Source organism: Acetivibrio straminisolvens JCM 21531 (assembly GCF_000521465.1).
GTDB lineage: Bacteria > Bacillota > Clostridia > Acetivibrionales > Acetivibrionaceae > Hungateiclostridium > Hungateiclostridium straminisolvens.
The window spans coordinates 13,224-34,566 of sequence record NZ_BAVR01000042.1; the positions used below are offsets into that span (position 1 = coordinate 13,224).

Below are 21,343 nucleotides of genomic sequence, written 5' to 3' on the forward strand. Positions count from 1 at the left end.
ATACAACTAATAAGGTTAATTTGCAATTATGAAAATTCCAACCCAGTACTTTTTTTGACAACACTACCCTATGTATCTTCTTAAAATCTCTTTATCGACACAGTACTCATATGCATCCTCTTTTGATATGCGCCCTTGCTGATAAAGATCGGCTATAGATTTGTCGAGAAGCTGCATTCCCTGCGATGCACCCGTCTGAATCATTGAAGTAATTCCAGCCACTCTGCCTTCTCGAATGAGATTGCTGATTGCCGGAGTAACAATCATTATTTCCAGAGCCGCAACTCTACTTGTGTTCAATATCGGGAATCAATCTTTGAGATATAACTGCCTTCAAAGCACTGGAAACCTGCACTCTTATCTGCTGCTGTTGATGGGGCGGAAAAACATCAATAAGCCTGTCCACAGTTTTTGCCGCACCTAAAGTATGCAAGGTTGAAAGAACCAAATGTCCTGTCTCTGCCGCTGTAACCGCAATACTTATCGACTCGTTGTCCCTCATCTCCCCGATAAATATCACATCGGGGTCCTCTCTCAGAGCAGCCCTTAAAGCATTGGCGTAGGATTTGCTGTCCTGAGATATTTCCCTCTGATTCACAACGCATTTATTATGCTTGAAAATGTATTCGATAGGATCCTCAAGAGTTAGGATATGTCCTTCTTTTGATGCATTTATCTCGTTAATAATTGAGGCCATAGTGGTAGATTTACCGCTTCCCGTAGGACCGGTTACCAGTATCAGCCTTCTTTAATCTTGCAAATATCCTTAACCACTTCGGGAAGATTCAGAGAATCCAGAGTCGGTATTGTTGATGCAAGTATCCTGAATACTATTGCCACCGAGCCCCTTTGAAAAAAGATATTCACTCTAAACCTCGAAATTCCCGGAACTGTCATTGAAAAATCAACTTCTCCCACAGCCATAAGATGCTCAAGCTTTTCTTTGTCCAAACATTCCTTGGCATAGTTCATTGTATCTTCCCGCGACAGTATATTATCATCAAGCGTTTTCATTCTTCCGTTTATCCTGAAAGAAGGAGCCCTGCCCACAGTTAAATGTATGTCGGAAGCTTTATTATCAACACCCATTTTTAGAATTTCCTTCAACTCCATCAAAACGATCATCTCCTAATAGTATGATAAGTAATCCGATGACTTACTAATATTTTTTCGTCAAAAAATATAAAGTTTTTTACCACGTACCTTTTCAAACCCAAAGTTTGTATAATCATCCATTGTTAGTCATGGGTACTGATATATAAAATGTAGTTCCAAAGTTTTCTTTTGACTCTACCCACAATTCGCCTCCGAACTTACCCTTTATTGTAGAATAGGATAATAACAGACTTAACCCCGTTCCGTCTTTTCCTTTCGTGGTTACCATACGCCTAAACAGCCTGTCTTTTATTTCTTCGGATATACCTTTTCCGTAATCTCTGACAACAAATCTAACCCTGTTTCCATCTTTCAATATATGAAAATCGATAACAATTTCATTATTGTCCATACCTTCATAAGACTGCACTGCATTAATCAAAAGGTTTTCAATTATCTGCGCTAAATTCGATATATCTCCTTCAATTATTGTTTTACTATCAATATCAACTCTATAGTTTAAAATGGCTTTTCTCATCTTGGTGTTATTATTTTTTATAAAATTAATCCGGTTTACAAGTTCTTCGATTGTAAATTCGTTAACATTGTCGGAATTTAGCTGAACAGCCTGAGATTTGACTGTGGTAATAACATTTGACATGTACGAATTGTATTCTTTTAATTTATATATCCAATCGAGCATATCCTTGGCAATCTCCTTATGATCCTGCACCGTAACAGAGGGGTCTTCTATAGATGCCATGTATTCATGCACAAGGTCTTCCAATCCAAAGCATGCTCCTGATATAGACATTATCGGGGTCATAAGATTGTGGGAAATTCCTCCGATTAACTGCCCCAATGAAGCAAGACGCTCAGTTTCCCTAAAACTTTCCTCAATCTTTGCTCTTTCCATAAGCATTAGCGCACCATTTAGGGTATTGCTTATCTGTCCCCTGATAGGCTCAAAGTTTAGCACATCGTCATTTACCGCTTCAAAGCACACATAACCAAAGTGCTCATTATTAAAAAACAATGGATTAACAATATACGTATATCGTCTGTCTTCCATAAAAAACTGATCCGGTACAATGTTTTTCGTTTTAATATATCTTGAACTGTCTTCAATAGTCACTCTCTCGTCATTATAGTAAGCATATATCAATTCCGAATTTTCAGGAATACTAAAATTGCCGTAAAAGATAGAATCAACATCATACAACAAAGTTCCGCCACAGTATTTGAAAATAAAGCAGCTTCTAATATAGCAAAGTTTCAGTGTTCTGGTCACGCAGTCAAACAATTCGTCCAGGGAATATGTCTGTAGATTTTCATGTATCCTTTGACCGGGAACAAGCCTTAGACTGCTGTCCGGCACAAAACTTGCTTCGCTTACATCTTTACAGCCGCAGGATTCCCTCTTGATCAAAACAGAAGGAAGTCTGATTACATCTTCCGCCTTCTCTCCTTCTATTTTTTTCAGCAGACTTTCTACTGCACAAAAACACATTTCTTCAATAGGCTGCCTCACTGTAGTCAGAGAAGGCTTAACGAGACGAGATGTAACGGAATCATCAAATCCGCATATTACGCCTTTTTTTGCCAAATCCAGATTATGGGTATTCTTTAAATCCCTTATGCATTTTACTGCTCCCAAGGCCATCTCATCATTTGCACAAACTATTGCATCGTACTCAATGCTGTCCTTTATTATCTCCTTCATGATATCATATCCGGATTGTGCCAGAAAATCTCCGGTAAATATTAGGCTGGGGTCAACATCAATATTATTTTCACCCAACACTTCATAGTAAGCTTCCAGGCGTTGAACAGAATCCATATTGGTTGGAGGTCCGGATACGAAAACAATCTTTCTAAAACCGTGATCCTTTATCAGATGGGTTATTTGACTTTTCATTCCCTGCTTGTTGTCTATAATAATACTGGTAGCGTTGGGAACAACAATTCCCAATGACACCAGGGGTATTCCTTCATAACGTTTGCAAAACTCAACAAATTCCTCATCGGAAATATAGCTTGCAATAGGAGCGCTTGTCATTATTATTCCGTCCAGCCGGGTATTGTCAACAAAGCTATAAGATATTTGATGCTGACTGTCCGCCAAGGAAGAATTGTTAAAAGACCTGCCTTCATAGATTATTAGATTGCAATCATATTTCTCAGCAGCTTTTTTCGTCATCAGATAGACTAGATTAGAATAGCTTACATCTATATCGTTAACCAAAAAACCAATAGTTCTGCGTTTTTTCATGACGCTTCTCCCTTAATCATATTTTTTGGTAAAGCCGTTCCGATTTCTTTATTCTATTGTTCTTTGAGCAAAATTCCCTATCGAAGCATAATAATAATCCATATTATGTATACGAATATAATGACACGGATTGATTTAAAAAGACTCGAAAAATGAAAGTAAACTCTTTTTTATTATACCATAAACATTACAGGACATATATATTTTTTCATAAAATATACTATTTCTTTATCCACCTTCTGTACAAATACAGTACACATCCCAAAGCCAGCACAATACCAATTACCACCATTATAATTATAATCGGCCATGATACTCTTATTTGGGTTGCTAAATAGCCCAAAGCAATAAGAACAAGTCCACTGAGTAAAGCCACAGCAAGAAATGCGGAATACATCTTGATATTGTTAAGGGTAATTAACTCCACATCGGCTTCCAATGCACCGCCGGATACCATTTCCTCATGCTGTCTGTCAAGCCTTTCAAGTCTGTTTGCAGCCAGCAAGAATACAACAACCGTAAAAAATAAAAGAGCAATCAAATGGGGTGAAAAATACTGTACATATACCGTACTTTGCGACATACTTCTGAATAATTTTGAATGAGTCAATACAGAAGGTGACGCAAAAATTATGCATATTACAAAAACAGCTTTTTCAAACCTCTTATAGCAAAGCCCGATTATAACAAAAGCTGCAATATTTATTATTATGAAGGCTCTGTTTTGCGTTTTAAACAAAAGTGCAAATTCATGATAAACGGATGAATATGCAAAAAGAATATACGCCAACGCATAGGCCGCAATTGAAAACGCAATTCGAGCCGGCAATATCCATGTTTTCACGCTTTAAGTCACCACCTGTTTCAATAATGCACCTGTAAGGCTTTCTTTGTTCGGATCCCAGTCAATCCAAATGCAGCTTTTTCTAATCTTTGCCGAAAGCACCTTGTTCATGGCTTCGAGAAGATCGGCTGCCAACATTTCATTCTGATTTTCAACCATAAGACCATAACCCATTATATTTATCAGCATTATGCTGGGAACATAGCCCTTCCGGTGCATGGTATATTTTGACATAAGGTTTATACCTCTTAAAATTTCTTCCGAGTTTTTCGTGCAAAATCTTGTAACAATTACAAACATCGGCCTCAACCCGCTAAAGTAACTTCTGCACGAATACACAGCTTCCTCCAGATTTTTCACCTGTTCGGGATTTTTTTTGGATACACCGGTGAAATTTCTTACTTTCATAAGCTCCCTTAAAATCCTGTAATGTTGCTGTCTTCCGGACCCTGGATTTACAAATATGTTATTTCCGCCGAAAGTACGAAAAGATACACTGCAGTTGTGATTTATATAATAGTCGCTAAGACTGTTTACAGCCTCAACAGAATACTCCTTAACATTCTTTATGTTAGAACCGAAGGACATTATTCTGGACGTATCCAGAAATATCCACACAGATTTCTTTCCTTCCTTCTCAAACTCATTTACCACAGGCCAAACATTACCCCTAACCAAATTTCTCGACGTAACCTTCCAGTTTATTGACTTGAAAGGGTCTCCCGGACAATAGAGCCTGAGCTCCTTAAATTCCTGGGTTGTCATTCCCATACTTGCCAAGGCACCCTCCGGCATTGGCACCTTGCACACCGTAGACATACCCCTCACTTTTTTAAGCTCAATAAGCCTTGGGGTAACTTCCACGGTCAAGTCCGTCAAATATTTTCTGTTTATCGAAAAAGCACCGACAGCATGTCTGGCTTTCCAACTAGTGGTTGAAAGCGAATAAGTACCCGATGCGGTACAGCGAATAGTGTAATTTAAACATATTTCCTTCGGCTCAAAGCTCTTCCACACTGCACAGTAATTGGTTCCCTCCACCAACTCAAAATGCTGGGGCACAATATCGCATATTTCAATAGAGCCAAATCCCGATTCCACCTGTATTCTTACAAATACATCCAGTAATTCTCCTACCGTGACCCTGTTCTTCGATATGGTCTTCTTTACTCTAATGCTGTTGGGCATTTTTAAATAATACCCAAAAGCCATTAACATAAAGGGAATAATGGAAACAAGTATCAGTATGTTGTTGGCCAAAAGAAAGCCTATACAAATCAGCAACAGAAATATTATGCTTACTTTAGAGATATTCTTCGGCATTTACAGAAGCCCTCCTGCATTTTCCCTTGTATAGCTTTTCGGAACATCCGTTTTATTTACAATACTCCTTACCACTGCCGAAGGAACCCTTCCTTCCATTATGTGCTCAATATGCAAAATAACACGGTGAGCAAGAGCATCCACAGCCATAATCTTTACATCATCGGGTATCACATAATTCCTGCCGCTGATAAGGGCATGGGCTCTGGACAGCTTCAACAAAGCCAGCGCTCCCCTCGGACTTGCACCCAATTTTACATTTTGATTGACCCTGGTATTCCTTACTATCTCCGTTATATACATCAGAATATTGTCATCCACATAAACCTTTTCCACTTCACTCTGGAGCATAAGAAGCTCATTCATCGAAACTACAGGCTTTATATCGTTGGTAGGGTCATCCTTTCTCCACTCAATCCTTCTTTTCAACACATCACACTCTTTTTGGGCACTTTCTAAATATCCAAGGGACAGCTTCATTATAAACCTGTCCATCTGCGCTTCGGGAAGCGGATATGTACCCTCCATCTCTATCGGATTTTGCGTAGCCATAACAATAAAAGGAGGCTTTAGCGAATAAGTAGTACCTTCTATCGAAACCTGCCTCTCTTCCATGGCCTCAAGCAGAGCTGACTGGGTTTTGGGCATCGCCCTGTTTATTTCATCCGCCAAAAGGAAATTGGTAAATACCGGTCCTTTTTCAAGCTCAAAAGAGGAAGAATTGCTCTTCCAAATCTTTGTACCCAAAATATCTGAAGGCATAAGGTCGGGAGTAAACTGTATCCTCTTCCATTCACACCCCGTAACCTTTGCAAAAACTTTTACAAGCAAGGTTTTCCCAAGCCCGGGATTGTCCTCAAAAAGTATATGCCCTCCCGCCAGGAAACCGCAAAGTATTTTTCTTAAAATTGTGTCGTTGTCTGCAACAAAAACCTTTCCTACTTCATCAATTATACTTTTGCATAGTGTTTGGAGCTGTTCCGAAACCATTATAATTTCCCCTTCCATATACATCTAAATTTTTAATAACATATTCTACAATTTTCATTCTTTTCTGTTTATTTCTTTCCTCAATGACCATGTAATCCTTTCTGGTCATAAAAGAAGGCATTTCAAGATCCTTGTGGTCTACAATAGGTGCAATCATTCTTTTTACCGTCCAAATCGGAATCCCTGCTTTGTACGTCATTATAAAGAGGCAGGCAATAAGTCCGCTTTTGCTTCCATTATACACAAAATCATTTATATGCAACGTAATATCGGAAATATCTTTTATCTTGTCAAAGTTTATATTTTGGAGATGCTTATTTAACCTTTGCTCCGGAGTATTGTTGGCAGCATTCCAAAGCTTTACTGCAAGAATAATAAAAACAATTGCTAAAACTACAAATATAAAAATCCATACACCCCAAATCATACCTGACATTACAATCCTCCTTAAATCCACCAATATAAACAGGATAATAAAAATACCAAAAAACTTGCTTCCATGATTTGACCGAAACCAATTCGCCATCCCATAGGCTTTTTGATTTCCGCTCAATTCAATTAATGACGCAAGTTCAAATAAAGAAAGTACAATAAAAGAATAAAGAGTTAATCTACCTAGTGAAAAACTAAAACCTCCCGTATAACTTTCGCTTTCAGGCCAAAGAATATTAAACATAAAATAAACGGAAAATCCCGCTATTAAATATGAAATTACTTTAATAATTTCACCTTTATACACCCTATTCTCATAAATCCTTGAAACTTTATAAATAATAATCGAAACTGTCACCGGTATTATTCCTAAGCCTGCCAGTTTCGTCTCAATATCCGACGCAGCCAGAAACCAAAAGAGAAACAGCGAAATGCCATTTCCCAATACAAAGCATGATCTGCTTAATACCTGTGCCCAACTTCCTTTGAAAAAATAGGCGGCAAATTGCATGGAAGTAAGCCCTACAAGAAATATCTCCAAAGGAAATATCAACCAATAATAGTTTTCCCTGAAATTATATCCAGGTCCCCCAGGAATAAAGAATACCATCACCGTAAACAACATGTAGAGCAAAGTAACTACAGGATAAATCACCAATTTATTCAAAGGTACTTCCGTATTCAATCTGTTTCTTACCTGCATTCAACCCCTCCAAAACACCTTAGATTGAACTGTTTTGCCTAAGTTCTTTAACAAAAATATAGAACCTTTCATAATCGTTTCTGCCAACATCTTCATCACTATATACAGCCTTTTCAAGCACCGAGAAAGCGCTCTCCAAAACCCAATGCCTCTCAGAGACAATCTTTGGCTTTATTACATCAAGTACTTCTCTTAAGGTCATAACGTCACTAATGGGTAAAACCCTTTCGGATATTTCTCTTAAAAAGTTCTTTCCAATTCCAATTATCTCTTCCCTGTAGTCAACTATCCTTATGTTTCTTGTCCCGTGTTCGCCATTGTCCCCGGATATTTTAATTCTGTATTCTCCTTTTTTATGGAATATTTCCTTAAACTCTCCTTTGTTGCCTTCACTATCATAAAAAACAACAGACAAACCGTCCCCGACTCCCCACACATCGGGCAAACCTTCCGCTATCTGGGGAAATTCTATATAAAATCTATACTCTTCTTTTTTCACCAATTCGGGAATCATATCAGTTGTCACACCCACTCCCGGCCCTTCAGCAGCCAAGATATGCAAATCGATATTATCCCGGTGAAACATTCCTTTTTTCTTCAATACAATTAAGACACATAAAAGTATACCGGCCAAAGACAAAACCACAATCAACACATTTGCCCAGTATATTTCCCACACATATAACCCTCTCATTGTTGAATAGGGAGAATAAATATCAGTCCCTGTAAATTCAACATCATAAGGCAAATAATATCTTCCGGCAAAAAAAAAAGTTTTTAAAATAGAGATAATCTTCAGGAATATCAATTTCAATCTCCCCAGAGAGTATTCCGTCCTCTCCGGATTCAATAGTTTCAACCAAGTTCAAGTGCTCGAAAGACACATTAACTTCAAGCCCTTTTACTCCTTCAAAAGAAAATTCGTCGAGAATTTTCCCCGAAAAATTGAATTTATTACCGAAAATATTTTCAGGAGAATCTATCTCAAGAAAAGTATCGGTAATAACTTTGAGCTCGGGATCGCTTGAAGACGTCCTGTAGATATCATTTTCCAACAAATCCGCAATAACATGATACTTTCCTGCATTAGTATCCCCTGTTATATTGAAAACAGTTTCAAAACTGCCCTGAGATACATTGACTTTTGAATAGGACAGACATGGCTCTTCCTTATATTTTTTAAGATAGATAAGAACCGTCATATTATCAAGGGGATTGCCCAGCGAATCCGTAACAGTTCCCCTAACCGTAATACTATTTCCTCTTCTTGCAGTATCATCGGCAAAGGTAATTTGGGTTATAGTTTTCTCCGGCGGATTGTAAAATACATCGTAAGAGAAAACGTCCATCGGAACCCATCCATAGTCCTCAAACTTTATCTCCGGATAAATATAAACCTGGTCGGCATACACCACCTGATACTGAGCATTAGGTAAAAGCTTATAGCCCAATGCAAGCCTGCATGGGATACCCACAGCCCTTAGAATAATGGCATATGCAGATAAAAAGTCAAGATGATTTCCCACTCTGTCTTCTCCCAAAAGAAAAGCACTAATCCCATCCTTGTCTCCGTAATTATTTATCACACTATTATCATAGGTGTAGTTTTCCAAAAGGAATTCTTCCACAAATTTTATTGCTTCATAGTCACTATAGCAATTTTCAATTACTTCGTCTACTATCAATTCAACTACTTTAGGTATATAAACATCATATTCATAATTACCGTCAGTTTTAGCATACCTGAGCTGTGCTTCTGTCGGCGGAGTCTCGTACACCATTTCATAAAAATTCTCAATAAGCTCATTAGAGTAAAAGACTCCCGACTTTTTATACTCCATAAGACTAAAATCATATTTCATTTCATAGTTGCCTGACAATACGGGAATATAGCCCTTTGAAGGCTCCACAGGCTTTATCTTGACGGAATTTTTCGAAAACTCCCTGTTCATTTTCTCGCCTAACAAAAACCTTAACTCCGGTTCTTCACTTGACATAATCCAGCGATTATTCAGGTAGTTTTCCATTGTCATAACCTTCACGAAAGGATAATTGGGAACACCCAAAACTTCAAACGCAGGTGTGTGAGGATTCTTGCCCTCTCTCAAAACCAACGTATTTCCACCCATTCCAAAAGGCATTTCGGGCAGTCCCTCATTACCGGATATATCAATATTAGGCATTTGTTCAGGCATGACACCACCATAGTCTTCGCCATAGCCCGGAATCATGCTTTCAGGTTTTTGCCCGTAAGAATAATTTCTGTCATTGAAACCTTTTCTTTCCTCACGCCTTCTTTTTGCCCTATCTCTCCAGTCATATTGGCTGTCACTTTTCCCCGAACCGTTTCCTTCATTCCTTTGTTTATCCCGATTGTTGCCGTTACCATCATTTTGCGAAGTTTTGTTATTATTTTCACCCCCACGTGATCTAATCCCCGGCAAATCCATCATATTTATTGCGGCCATGATAAGAAGCATCGATAACAAAGCAATAAAAAGGAACACAGCAAGATTTATTAAATTTTTTCTGCTATTCACATTCAATTTATCCATATACAGTTATATATTATATAGGATTTTTCATATTTGTACATGAAAAATACTATTTTTGACACAGCCAAGACATGGATTCTAAAGACTTGTAATTTCTTTATGTCTAATATATATCATACTTAGAATGTCTATTTTTTCTATAAAACCAATCAGCAAGCCTTGTTTTACTGGAAGTACCACTTCAACCCCTCGAAGACATTTCCCGCTATTTTCAAGACTTACGGGCATTTTTTGACGAGACTTTTTTACGCATATTTCATTAAAAAATGCCCCTTTTTTATTAATTTTCACATATTTTCGAGTTACCAACATAGCCTTGTAGTACACTATTCCCAACGGTTTGCGGGCTGTCAATTCAAATTTCTCAATAATTTTACATCCACATTTTGCCATTCATTCTTGGTTCACATTTAAAATATATCATAAATCAACTATTTTTTTTCAACACACGTAATGAAAATCCAATGGACAACATATGAATATTATACCAAATTCTCTCATTAAACACATTTTACAATACTTTAATCCTCCAATTAAAACAAAAACTGGAATTAACCTTGATTTCAGGCTGTCCCAGTTAATCACATTAAAACAGATGAAATTTGATATCGAAATAATTTTGGTTTGTAAACTGGTCTTGCTATTTTTGAGCAATTTTCCTTCCATACTCAAGGGCCTTAATCTGCTGTTCTTCATCAGGATTCCATGGATTCTTGAACCCTTCATCAATTATTTCAAATCCTGCTTTTTCCATAAGCTCATTAAGAATCTTTACAGACTCCCCACTCCAGCCATAGCATCCAAATGCCGCAGCCTTCTTATTCTTAAATTTCATCTCCTTCATCAAACTGATAAAGCCTTCCACAGAGTACAAAACATTGTTGTTTACAGTAGGCGAACCCACTACAACCGTTTTGGACTTGAACACTTCCACAATGAGATCATTATAGTCACTTTTTGACAGATTTAAAGTTTTAACCGTCACTTTATGGTCTGCCTGCCTTATTCCTTCGGATATTTTCTCTGCAAGTTTCTTTGTTCCGTTCCACATGGTATCATAAACTATTGTAATCTGGTTTTCCTGATAATCCTGTGCCCACTTCATATATTTCTCAACAATCTGCATCGGGTTGTCCCTCCAGACAATCCCGTGACTTGTCGCAATCATGTCAATCTGTAGATTTAAGGACATTATCTCATCAAGCTTTTTTCTTAGAATATGGCTGAAAGGCGTTAGAATATTGGCATAATATTTTATTGATTCATTGAACAATTCACACTGATCCACCAAGTCATTAAACAGCATATCCGTTGCATAATGCTGTCCAAAAGCATCATTGCTGAACAATATATTGTCTTTTGTAAGATAAGCAGCCATACTGTCAGGCCAATGCAGCATTGCCATTTCAACAAACACAAGTTCTTTTCCGTTTCCCACGTCGAGCCTGTCTCCGGTTTTTACCACATGAAAATTCCAATCCTGATGATACAGTCCTTTCAAAGATTTCACTGCATTTGCCGAGCAATAAATCGGGGTGTCGGGAATATGTTTCATTAATGCCGGAAGTGCCCCGCTATGGTCAACCTCGCCATGATTTACAACAATATAATCGATTTTTTTCAAGTCTATTTCTTTTGCCAGATTATCGACGAATTCTTCTGCAAACGGAGCCCAAACAGTATCAATCAGCACATTTTTTTCTTCCTGTACCAAATAGGAATTATAGGAAGAACCTTTATGGGTAGAATACGAATCTCCATGAAATCTTTTAAGCTCCCAGTCCACTTTTCCAACCCAATATACATTGTTTTTCAAATGTTTCTTCATAGTACTGCAACCCCTCTTCCTTCATTTTACAATAAATTTTTTACGCAAAATATTAATGGATGTTTTTTTGATATATACCTTTTTATTAATACCAATATGAACTAATTTTAATCAAAAACAATTAATTACAGACTAAAAAAGAGCCGCAAGTTTGGCTCTTTTTGTATATATCAGCACTTAGCAACAAATTTTTTTCTATTCCGCTGCTTTAAAGTTATATATGGGTTTGATAATATCAACAATTTCAACAGTATCCCGGATATTTTCAATAATTTCTTCCATTGGCTTGTAAGCCATGGGACATTCGTCAATAGTAAATCTGTTGACCGTTGTCGAGTAGATTCCCTTCATAGACTCTTGAAATTCCTTAAGAGTTATGACTTCTTTTGCCTTTGCCCTGCTCATCAACCTACCCGCGCCATGGGGTGCGGAATAGTTCCAGTCCTTATTGCCCTTTCCGATACAGATAAGGCTTCCATCCCTCATATTAATCGGAATCAGCACCTTCTCCCCCTGGCGTGCGGAAATGGCGCCTTTTCTAAGTATCATGCTATCTAAGTCAATATAATTATGGATAGTGGTAAACTGTTCTTCAATTTTTAAATTCATGCGTCGAGCAATTTCATCCACAATTGCCTTTCTGTTTAATACCGCAAACTTTTGCACCAGTTTCATATCTGCAAGATAATCCTCATAGCTTTTACCTTGAACGTATGCAAGCTGCTTGTTTATTTGGGGCGGCTTAACCTTTTTTATTTCCTTTTGGATTTCCTTTTCGCGTCCTTCAGCTTTCAACCTTTCTATAATAGCTTTTATTTCTTCAGTTTTACTCACAAGCTCCTTGTAACCCAAGTCCTGATAATATTCCGCAACCTGTTTTCCAAGGTGTCTGCTTCCCGAATGCACCACGAGATACAAATTTCCCTCGCTGTCTTTGTTTACCTCAATAAAATGGTTGCCTCCTCCTAACGTTCCAATACTCAGCTTCGCGCGGTTCATATTTATATGCTTTTTACATACCAGCTCTTCAAGATCAATGTTTTCGACATACGGATGTTCCGTTTTGCGAACATCAAAACCCGACGGAATAAATTCATGAATAACTTTATCCAGCTTGCTTAATTCAATATTCTTATTTTTCAGCTTTATGGTCTCCATTCCGCAACCTATGTCAACCCCCACAAGATTCGGCACAATCTTGTCGCCAATCGTCATGGTGGTTCCAATAGTACACCCTGCACCGGCATGAGTATCGGGCATAATTCTGATTACACTGTCTTTGACAAACTCCTGATTGCAAAGCTCCATTATCTGGGCCATTGCCTCTTGTTCAACGTTGTCGGTAAAAACCTTTGCAGTATTATATTTTCCTCTAATCTCTATCATAACCCCACCACATTTCTGTTTTGATTAGTATTGCTAATTTGCTACAGACGGTGTCCAGTACTTATTGCCGTATATGTCCGTTATGCGGTAAGTCATCATATAATCTCTGTCTCCAAGATGCAAATTCTCTATTTCCCACTCACCGGTTGCCGTATATTGCTCTCCAAGGAAATAGGTATTTATATACTCACCTTCATAAGTGTAGTAGTCGCAAAGAAAATCAATCTTATCTCCAGCAACTATATCAATAAGTCCCTTTGCCAAAGTTTCGGTATCGGTCTTCGTGTCATATCTTATCTGGGCTCCAAGTACCTTTCCATAAGGATTTTCATTATCAAATACTACAATAATGTCAACAAGCTGACCGTTTAACAACGCAGGTATTCTTCCTTTCGTTGAATAAGTGTCTCCGTCACGGTCATCGCTTACCATATAGTAGCTTACGATGTTGCCGTTTAGCGCAAGCCACGTTCCGTCATATTCCATAATCAGGTCTCCGTCCTCGTTGAATTCGTAAACATTATCAAGCCCGAGGTCAATAAATCCTTCTCCATCATCTATGAAAACATTCAACTCCATCTGCTGTACAAGACCCCACTGTTCTTCGGACATCGCCAAAACCCTTTGTCCGCCCTTTTCGGTTATCTTAAGTGCTGCAGGGTCAAATCGGTTGTTTTTATAATAATCTATGGAGGACTTCATGAGGTCAATATCAAGCCATTCCGAAGCATTACTGTCCCCACCTGTAATCCTGCCGTAATTTCCGGAACTTAAGAATTCCTCCAACAGAATTTCCAAGGCAGCGGAAGTTATAGATTGACCGGAACCCGATGAACCTTCCAGGAAATTTCCAAGCAAGACATCCAGCATATTATTGCTGCCGCTTGATACAATTTGTCCTCCGGCCGACACACTTGCAAAACTTCTAATACATTTACTGTACTCTTTATCAATGCCTATCTCTTCATAGGTATCAAGCATTGAGTTCACCTTTGAAAGATTGCCATAGGGGAAGAATATTGCCAAACCGTTGGCATTTGTTATGTTTTTCGATGTACGGTTATATTTGATACACCCGCGCAATGCTTCGGCAAGCTTTTTTCCCTCATTGGTACCAAGATTCTCAGCAAAGTGGACAAGGTCAATCTGATTTATTTTCGATGACCTTGCAAACTCCTTTGTGTTGGCCCGTGCATTGGATACAGTCTTATATTCATTTTTAGTAACAAGTCTGTCTATCGATTTTGCAAACTTTGTAAGGGCCGGCGGTATGGTACCCTTGAGCTCGGCCAAGTCAACAAGCGACAATGTGGCCTGACTTTTCGGTGTTCTTGCCCTTACTTCCTTTACATAATCATCAATCAGCTTTTTCCCAAGGTCAATGGTTTTAATTGAGGTATTTTGTGAAAGAGCTGTTATCCACCCTGTATAATACCATCCAATTCCCGGCTCAACCTCTTCCGAAGCAATCATATAGTCTGCATAAGGTTCCAGTACAACGGCTGTTTCAAGCGTAGCCATAAGACAGGCATCAAAACCTATAAGGTCAAAAGTACAGTCTCCCCTTTTGAGAGCGGCAGCAATTTCATCAAGCTTCATTGCATCATTGGGATAATGCTGGTCGTAGCCAAAGCCGCCGGCCGAACCTCCGCCGTGGTCCCACAGAATAAGCATATAGCGGTCCGCCGGATAGTTTGTCTTGCAATACTTTATGAAGTCTGCAAGGGTATCAGGATTAACCATCGACTTTTTACCCAAATTATTCTCAATCAGTTTAAGCCCGTCATTTGTTACTTTAAAGCGCTGATTGGTCTTGCTGCTTACGGTATTGTTTTGCCATTTTGAAGTTCCGCCGGTCTCCACAATAATATTCACCTTGTCGGAAATCTCAGCATTCAGCATTTCCTGCAAATCGGCAGTAGCCATACCCCATTTGGTCTCAAGATCGGTACCGCACATGTATATCATTACAGTTGCCGTATCTTCCCCATTGCCCTTTAAAACAGTTCTTTTCTCACGGGCAAGCTCCGATACTGTGGTCACAACCGGGTACTCGCCTTTGTCAACATAGTTAGAACCCGATGACGTTCCTGTCTGAAAATTGTTGGTTGAAGTTGAGTTTTCTAAATTCCCTCCAAAATTATTATATATGTAGAATCCAATTGCCAGAATAAATATCAATATAGTTAAGTACTTTGAACAACCGGAAGACCTGCCGCGTCTGCCGGACGAATATCCGCCATAGCCACCATAACTCCCACGCTGCCATAGCTTCGGCCGGAACCGCCTCCCCTGTTTGCCCCAGCTCCTTTAGATCTGTCCGAATATCCACCGGGTTTACCCACAGGTCCTGTATTTAACCCACTGCCGCGCCGGCTCACATTACCGGTACCTGTTCCTATGCGTTTCTGTCTTCCAGTAGGCCTGTTATCTCTATTCATTAAATAATGCACCCCACCAAAAAATAGTTTATTTAATTATAGCATCCGGTTTTTTTAGGGTCAACAAATTACAAAAGACCCTGTTTTCTGTATTTTGCAATCTCTTCTTTTCCTATGCCGGTCAGCCTGTACACTCCCCGAGATACCCTTTCAAACCAGCCGTAATAATTGTCCTGAAGTATTGATGCCGTCTTGTCCGGGTCTGTCCCCATATCCTTTAACTGCTTAATGCTTAAAGGTCCGTTGGACTCAAGAAGTGCCGCAATTTGTAAGGCTTTCTCTCTGTATGCGGTAATTAACTTTTTCCCGGTGCTGCCCCCAACGTTATAATCCCCGTGCCGTTTTGAGAATTCTTCAAGAACCAATCTCCTTTTAGCAGAGGAGAGTTTTATGCTCTTTTTTCTGTCAAAGGGCTCCGGCCTTATCGCTTCTTCCACAAAAGCCTTGTCTTGTTTAAAGGAAACCAAAAGCAGGCCAAGTTCCAAACGTCTCAACAGGTGGCATATATTCTTCCACCTCCGGGTAAACAAAACTTTACCCTTTTTGGGCACCGCAATATACACAATATCGGCTATTCTCTGCCTCAATACTGCCTGCAGAATAACATCAAGATTTAAAACGGTTTTCATCTCCACAACAAGAAAAATGTCTCCCTTTACAGCGGAAACATCACAATGTCGCACTTCACCTTTCACATCATATCCAAGCCCTACAAGATAATCCTTGACAGGCTTGTAAAGGTCTTCCTCCAAAAGCTTTTTCCCTTTCTCGTCCATAATGATTCTTTATCCCTTCGCTTTAGTATTCGTAGGTTACTCATCCAAAAGCTCTATTCCCACCATCTTCATTAAATATTTGGCATTTCTGGTTTTGCACTGACCACGCCTTAAAACGTAGTCAAATTTTATTTCATTGTTGGTGTAGGTTTCTATAAAGTGGTAGTTGACAATCCTTCCGCCTCGGCTCTTCTCCAAATTGCAAAGCTCAAAGTCGTGGGTTGAAATCATTCCGATAACCCAATCCTTATCAAGATTTAACAAAACATTTCTTGCCCCTGTGACTCTGTCAAGGGAATTTGTTCCCCGGAATACTTCGTCAATAAGAAATATCATGGGCTTCTTCTTTCTTGAGTGGTCTATTATCATTTTAATTCTCAAAAGCTCGGCATAAAAAGTGGATATTCCTTCACTCAAATCATCAACAACCCTCATTGAGGTGCAAATATCCATTACGGAGCATGTCATCTTTTTCGCACAAACAGCCGTTCCTGCATAAGCAAGCAAAAGATTAATGCCCACAGTCCTCAAAAGAGTCGTTTTTCCGGACATGTTCGACCCTGTCACAATGCAAATTTTATTGTCTATATTTATGCTGTTTCTCACACGCTTATTCTCATTTATCAAGGGATGTCCCATGTCAACGGCACTAAAATAAACTCTTGGTCCGATATCTCAGGATAGGCCATTCGGGATTCATCTGGCAACAAGAGCCAGGCTTGCCAGAGCTTCAAAATCACCTATGGTTTGAAGCCAGCTTCGTATTGCTTTACCGGACTTCGCTTTCCACCTTTCCAAAACAAATACACAGTGAATATTCCAGAACAAAAATAGATTTAGAATAATCTCAACTATATAACCCTTTCCAGTATCAATGGCATTTACAATTTTCTCTAAGTCTTTTATCTGCTCCGATGCCGGCCTTTTTCCGTCAAACAGCCTGGATTTCAATTCATTTAGGTATTCATCCTCAAACTCTTCCTTTTCAATCATTTCAATCATCTTCTGAAATGCCTCTATCTCATTTTTATATCGGCTTACAGGACTTAGAATACTGCTTGCTTTGCCATACCACAAAATATTTATGAAGGCCTGTATACCAAGAAGAAAAAGAGGTATGTACAGCGAAACCGAAGGATCAAGCCTGCATATTATTATAAAAAGAATAGTGAGCTCAGGAAGAATATAAAACAATTGCTCTATAAGTTTATGCCGAAAAAGTTTGGTCCTGTCCTCGCAAAACTGAAGCAGCCTGTCCGGATTTTTTGATGCATTTTGTGCCCTCATTCCCTCACACTGCAAATTCTGGCAAAAATCAATTTTCGAAGAAAGCTCTTTAATGGCCTTCTGCCTTTTCTTTATTTGCTCAGCCTTCTTTTCGGGGCACTCCAGCAAACGTCTTAATGCTTCTCTGCCAAAAAACGTATTTGTCGTATTGATCCATTGAAAAAGAGAACCATGTCCAAACACATCAAGGTCATTGGAATACATATGCCCAGGGTTGGCATATTCCGCTCCTTTGTCCGCAAACTCTGTCCATGAGCCCTTCATTCTCGCTATACATCTTCTGTTTATTTCAGCAAGAATGCGATATCGGGATGCTTCATCAATTATTTTTTGATGCTTCACAACCAAAGAAAGAAATAAAATGAGAAAAATCCCCATACTAATGAATCCATGGACGTTCCTTAAATATATAAAAGCAAGAACCGTTAGAAATACACCTGCAGCAAATGTTGAAAGCCTCAATGTACTGTACATTCCCGAACGCCTTTCAAGCTTACCTGCATTATCTTCATACTCTTTTCTACGTTTTAAATATATTTCTTCGATATTCATTTTTCCTCCTTGTTACCTATGCTGTTTTAATAATATTACAACATATCTGTAGTTTTTTCAAAAGGTTTTGCTTTTATTTCGTGTTAAAAATTTGAAATCGAATTGCAGCTGTTCTAATATAGAAAAAGAGCCGTGCACAGCAGTTTAATAGACTGCCTGTGCAACAGCTCCCTCATTTACTCCCATATATCCCGTACACTATTATGGTACAAGGTAAATATTCGGTTTGGGAGGCTCAGCCATACCGGCTCCGATAAAGAAGCTTGTGTGCGGAGGCTGATTGTATGCCACGTTCTGCCAAGCTATACCCAATCTGTAAACCGGGTCATGCATCAGAGTGTAAATACGCCTGTTCGTTACCGCTGTTGTAGTGTATATTCTCAAATACTTGTTGTCCGTCGTTCTAAAGATTACCTCTTCCCTCCAGTCTCCAAAGAGGTCTGCCTGAAGACACGGAGTTGATTTTGTACCGTTGTTGGATGCGCAACCGCTGGCAGAGAGTAATGTTCCTCCGCCGAACTTGCTTATCGTAGTACCGTCAAGAAGCTCTCTTAGCTCGTCTCCGTCCCACCATATGACAAAGTTAATCTGACTTGGAGCACTGCCCAAATTCTGACCGGTACAGCTAAACAGTGGAGAACCGGAAGCCCAAAGCTCCGCTCCCGGAGATGATGCTGTTATATCAGCTGCACAAGCCCTTCCCGTATCACTGGATCTATTCCACCTAAACAGAACCTGTCCTGTCTTCGCATCACGCAAAGCAGCTCCGCCGGAACTTTCAAAGCAGCTCCAAATCTCAAGTCCCGGTCTGTTGGGGTTAAGGTCGCTTACATGCATTGCATCTCCATGTCCAAGTCCTGAGGAGGTATACAATCCCCTTCCGTTGTCATCAATAGTACATGCCCCGTAAATAATCTCATCTTTTCCGTCGCCGTCAACATCGGCCACACTCAAGTTATGATTACCCTGTCCGTTATATCCGCTGTAATTGTTGCCGTCAAATACCCATCTCTTTGTAAGCTTTCCGTTTCTGAAATCCCAAGCCACAAGCACGCTTCTTGTATAGTATCCGCGGCACATGACAAGGCTTGGTCTTTGTCCGTCAAGGTAAGCTATGCATGCTAAGAAACGGTCCACTCTGTTTCCGTAATTGTCACCCCATGAGGAAACATTTCCTCTCGGAGGATCATAATCCACTGTTGTAATGGCAGCACCTGTCTGTCCGTTGAACACTGTAAGGTACTCGGGGCCTGAAAGTATGTATCCGCTTGAATTGCGATAATCCGCATTTGGATTGCCTATAACATTTCCTCTTCCGTCTCTTGTTCCGTCAGCAGTCTTACATGCCACCTCTGCCTTGCCGTCACCGTCAAGGTCATAAACCATAAACTGGGTATAGTGGGCACCGGCACGGATATTTCTGCCAAGATCTATTCTCCACAAACGTGTACCGTTCAGCTTGTAAGCATCCAAATACACATTATCGGTATATCCGGATTGGGAATTGTCTTTTGCGTTATCCGGCTCCCATTTTAACACAATTTCATATTCTCCGTCTCCGTCAAGGTCTCCCGCACTGCAGTCGTTGGCCTGGTACGCACTGCCCGGTGCCTGAATAGGAATCTGAAGATAATTCTGAGCCCATACACTTGCCGCTTTTGATGCCGCCAACTCCTGTCCGTTAATAATCGGACGTACAGTATATGTTGAGCTTGTGGTTCCGGCGGTATCCACATAGTTTGTCGCACCTGTAATCGGCGAGGAGTTTACCTTCGTTCCGTTACGGTATAGATTGAAGGAAATATTGGAAGGATCTGTACCCAACATTCTCCAGCTTACAAAAACTCCATTATTAACTTTTACCGCAACTACACCTCTGTCCAGGTTCTCCATCTGACGCGCACCGGTAGGTGGCGTAACCGGAACATAGGTTGGTGTAGGCGAAGGTGTAGGAGTTGGTGTAGGTGTGGGCGCAGGTGTTTCATTTGTTGAAGCTACCTCAAGGTAGTCCACATTCGGTCCGCCTTCTGCAGCAATTCCTGTTGCTCTGATAACGTTTTTGCCACTATTTAGAGCTACAACTATACTTTGATCATTCCATACGGTCCAGGCTGAAGTCGGATTAAAGTCGAGGCTGCCTGCAATCAGATTGGAATTTACTCTTATCTCCATCGGTCTGTTATTGCTTGTTCCGTTTGCATATCTAAAGGTGAGCTTATACGCACCTGAATTGGATACATTTACGTTCCATTCAATATATCCTCCTGGTTCATTATCATAGTTCACATAACTCCTGCCGTCATAACCTGCATTTACTGTTTCCTCAAACGCCTTGTATAATGTCGCATCCTCCGCCTGATATTTTACCTTTTGCGTTCCCGACTCAATCACCGATCCAACAGGAAACTTGTCAATAATATTCAGCAAATATCTTTTTAGGATAGCAAGGTCGGTTGAATCAGTCTTTGAATCACCATTAAGATCAAAGGCTACCTGCATTTGAAATGGGAAACTCCGAAATGGTTTTTAGTATGTATCTCTTGGCCAAGTTGTAATCTGTCGAATTGATATTTCCATCGGCATTGAGATCCCCATACTTGGTTGAAGCCGGCCCGGCTGATAAGCAATAATTTGCAGTCAAACCGATTATCAGGCTCAAGGCCAATAAGAACATCAGTGTTTTTTCATCTTTCATCCTCCCTTTAAAAAATTCTCTTTATTTGTCCCTCTTCTTATTAATACGAAATTCTAATTTTTTTGGGGGTAGGTTTTTCTTTTATTATCGATTTTTTCTTATAAATTTTTTTGATTAATTAATATTTTTTTGCTATATAAAATATTGACACCATAATTTAGTTG

17 protein-coding genes and 1 pseudogene are annotated in these 21,343 nt (G+C 39.5%); all 18 read right to left on the minus strand.

Annotated features, from left to right (window positions below; translation table 11 throughout):
- Nucleotides 1-63: 63 nt before the first annotated feature.
- Nucleotides 64-1,113, minus strand: a pseudogene (locus JCM21531_RS11615) (type IV pilus twitching motility protein PilT).
- A gap of 115 nt (nucleotides 1,114-1,228) precedes the next feature.
- Nucleotides 1,229-3,367: a substrate-binding domain-containing protein gene (locus tag JCM21531_RS11620; RefSeq protein WP_038290071.1), complete on the minus strand. Its 2,139-nt coding sequence runs from the start codon at nucleotides 3,365-3,367 to the stop codon at nucleotides 1,229-1,231.
- A gap of 220 nt (nucleotides 3,368-3,587) precedes the next feature.
- The gene (locus tag JCM21531_RS11625; RefSeq protein WP_038290073.1) at nucleotides 3,588-4,211 is read right to left on the minus strand and encodes a hypothetical protein; all 624 of its coding nucleotides are present in this window, start codon (nucleotides 4,209-4,211) and stop codon (nucleotides 3,588-3,590) included.
- A 3-nt stretch (nucleotides 4,212-4,214) separates the two neighbouring features.
- Nucleotides 4,215-5,534 carry a DUF58 domain-containing protein gene (locus JCM21531_RS11630; protein WP_038290075.1) on the minus strand — a complete coding sequence of 440 codons (1,320 nt, stop codon included), beginning with the start codon at nucleotides 5,532-5,534 and terminating at the stop codon, nucleotides 4,215-4,217.
- The gene (locus JCM21531_RS11635; RefSeq protein ID WP_038290077.1) at nucleotides 5,535-6,524 is read right to left on the minus strand and encodes an AAA family ATPase; all 990 of its coding nucleotides are present in this window, start codon (nucleotides 6,522-6,524) and stop codon (nucleotides 5,535-5,537) included.
- A complete protein-coding gene (locus JCM21531_RS11640; protein WP_038290080.1) occupies nucleotides 6,481-7,659 on the minus strand; it encodes a hypothetical protein in 1,179 nt (392 codons plus the stop codon). The genes JCM21531_RS11635 and JCM21531_RS11640 overlap by 44 nt, the downstream gene beginning before the upstream one ends.
- Nucleotides 7,660-7,678: 19 nt before the next feature.
- Nucleotides 7,679-8,338, minus strand: a complete 660-nt coding sequence (locus tag JCM21531_RS22005; RefSeq protein WP_243467575.1) for a hypothetical protein — start codon at nucleotides 8,336-8,338, stop codon at nucleotides 7,679-7,681.
- 58 nt (nucleotides 8,339-8,396) lie between these two features.
- Nucleotides 8,397-10,199, minus strand: coding sequence for a transglutaminase-like domain-containing protein (locus JCM21531_RS11645; RefSeq protein WP_243467576.1), 1,803 nt, complete (start codon nucleotides 10,197-10,199; stop codon nucleotides 8,397-8,399).
- 93 nt (nucleotides 10,200-10,292) lie between these two features.
- Nucleotides 10,293-10,607, minus strand: a complete 315-nt coding sequence (locus JCM21531_RS11650) for a hypothetical protein (protein WP_038290083.1) — start codon at nucleotides 10,605-10,607, stop codon at nucleotides 10,293-10,295.
- A 247-nt stretch (nucleotides 10,608-10,854) separates the two neighbouring features.
- Nucleotides 10,855-12,042 (minus strand): anaerobic nitric oxide reductase flavorubredoxin, encoded by a 1,188-nt coding sequence (locus JCM21531_RS11655; RefSeq protein ID WP_038290087.1) that lies wholly within the window; start codon nucleotides 12,040-12,042, stop codon nucleotides 10,855-10,857.
- Nucleotides 12,043-12,237: 195 nt separating this feature from the next.
- Nucleotides 12,238-13,428, minus strand: a complete 1,191-nt coding sequence (locus JCM21531_RS11660; RefSeq protein ID WP_038290090.1) for an RNA-splicing ligase RtcB — start codon at nucleotides 13,426-13,428, stop codon at nucleotides 12,238-12,240.
- Nucleotides 13,429-13,461: 33 nt separating this feature from the next.
- Complete coding sequence (locus JCM21531_RS11665) at nucleotides 13,462-15,609, minus strand: clostripain-related cysteine peptidase (RefSeq protein WP_243467577.1); 2,148 nt, start codon at nucleotides 15,607-15,609, stop codon at nucleotides 13,462-13,464.
- A gap of 5 nt (nucleotides 15,610-15,614) precedes the next feature.
- Nucleotides 15,615-15,869, minus strand: a complete 255-nt coding sequence (locus JCM21531_RS22010) for a hypothetical protein (RefSeq protein ID WP_243467578.1) — start codon at nucleotides 15,867-15,869, stop codon at nucleotides 15,615-15,617.
- Between the two features lie 68 nt (nucleotides 15,870-15,937).
- The gene (locus tag JCM21531_RS11670) at nucleotides 15,938-16,645 is read right to left on the minus strand and encodes a DUF2161 family putative PD-(D/E)XK-type phosphodiesterase (protein ID WP_038290092.1); all 708 of its coding nucleotides are present in this window, start codon (nucleotides 16,643-16,645) and stop codon (nucleotides 15,938-15,940) included.
- Between the two features lie 36 nt (nucleotides 16,646-16,681).
- On the minus strand, nucleotides 16,682-17,251 hold the full coding sequence (locus JCM21531_RS22015) for a MutS-related protein (protein ID WP_243467579.1): 570 nt from the start codon (nucleotides 17,249-17,251) through the stop codon (nucleotides 16,682-16,684).
- A 90-nt stretch (nucleotides 17,252-17,341) separates the two neighbouring features.
- Nucleotides 17,342-18,484: a hypothetical protein gene (locus tag JCM21531_RS22020; protein ID WP_243467580.1), complete on the minus strand. Its 1,143-nt coding sequence runs from the start codon at nucleotides 18,482-18,484 to the stop codon at nucleotides 17,342-17,344.
- A gap of 201 nt (nucleotides 18,485-18,685) precedes the next feature.
- On the minus strand, nucleotides 18,686-20,983 hold the full coding sequence (locus tag JCM21531_RS11680) for a rhamnogalacturonan lyase family protein (RefSeq protein WP_173400189.1): 2,298 nt from the start codon (nucleotides 20,981-20,983) through the stop codon (nucleotides 18,686-18,688).
- The gene (locus JCM21531_RS19320; RefSeq protein ID WP_173400190.1) at nucleotides 20,967-21,179 is read right to left on the minus strand and encodes a dockerin type I domain-containing protein; all 213 of its coding nucleotides are present in this window, start codon (nucleotides 21,177-21,179) and stop codon (nucleotides 20,967-20,969) included. The genes JCM21531_RS11680 and JCM21531_RS19320 overlap by 17 nt, the downstream gene beginning before the upstream one ends.
- Nucleotides 21,180-21,343 lie beyond the last annotated feature (164 nt).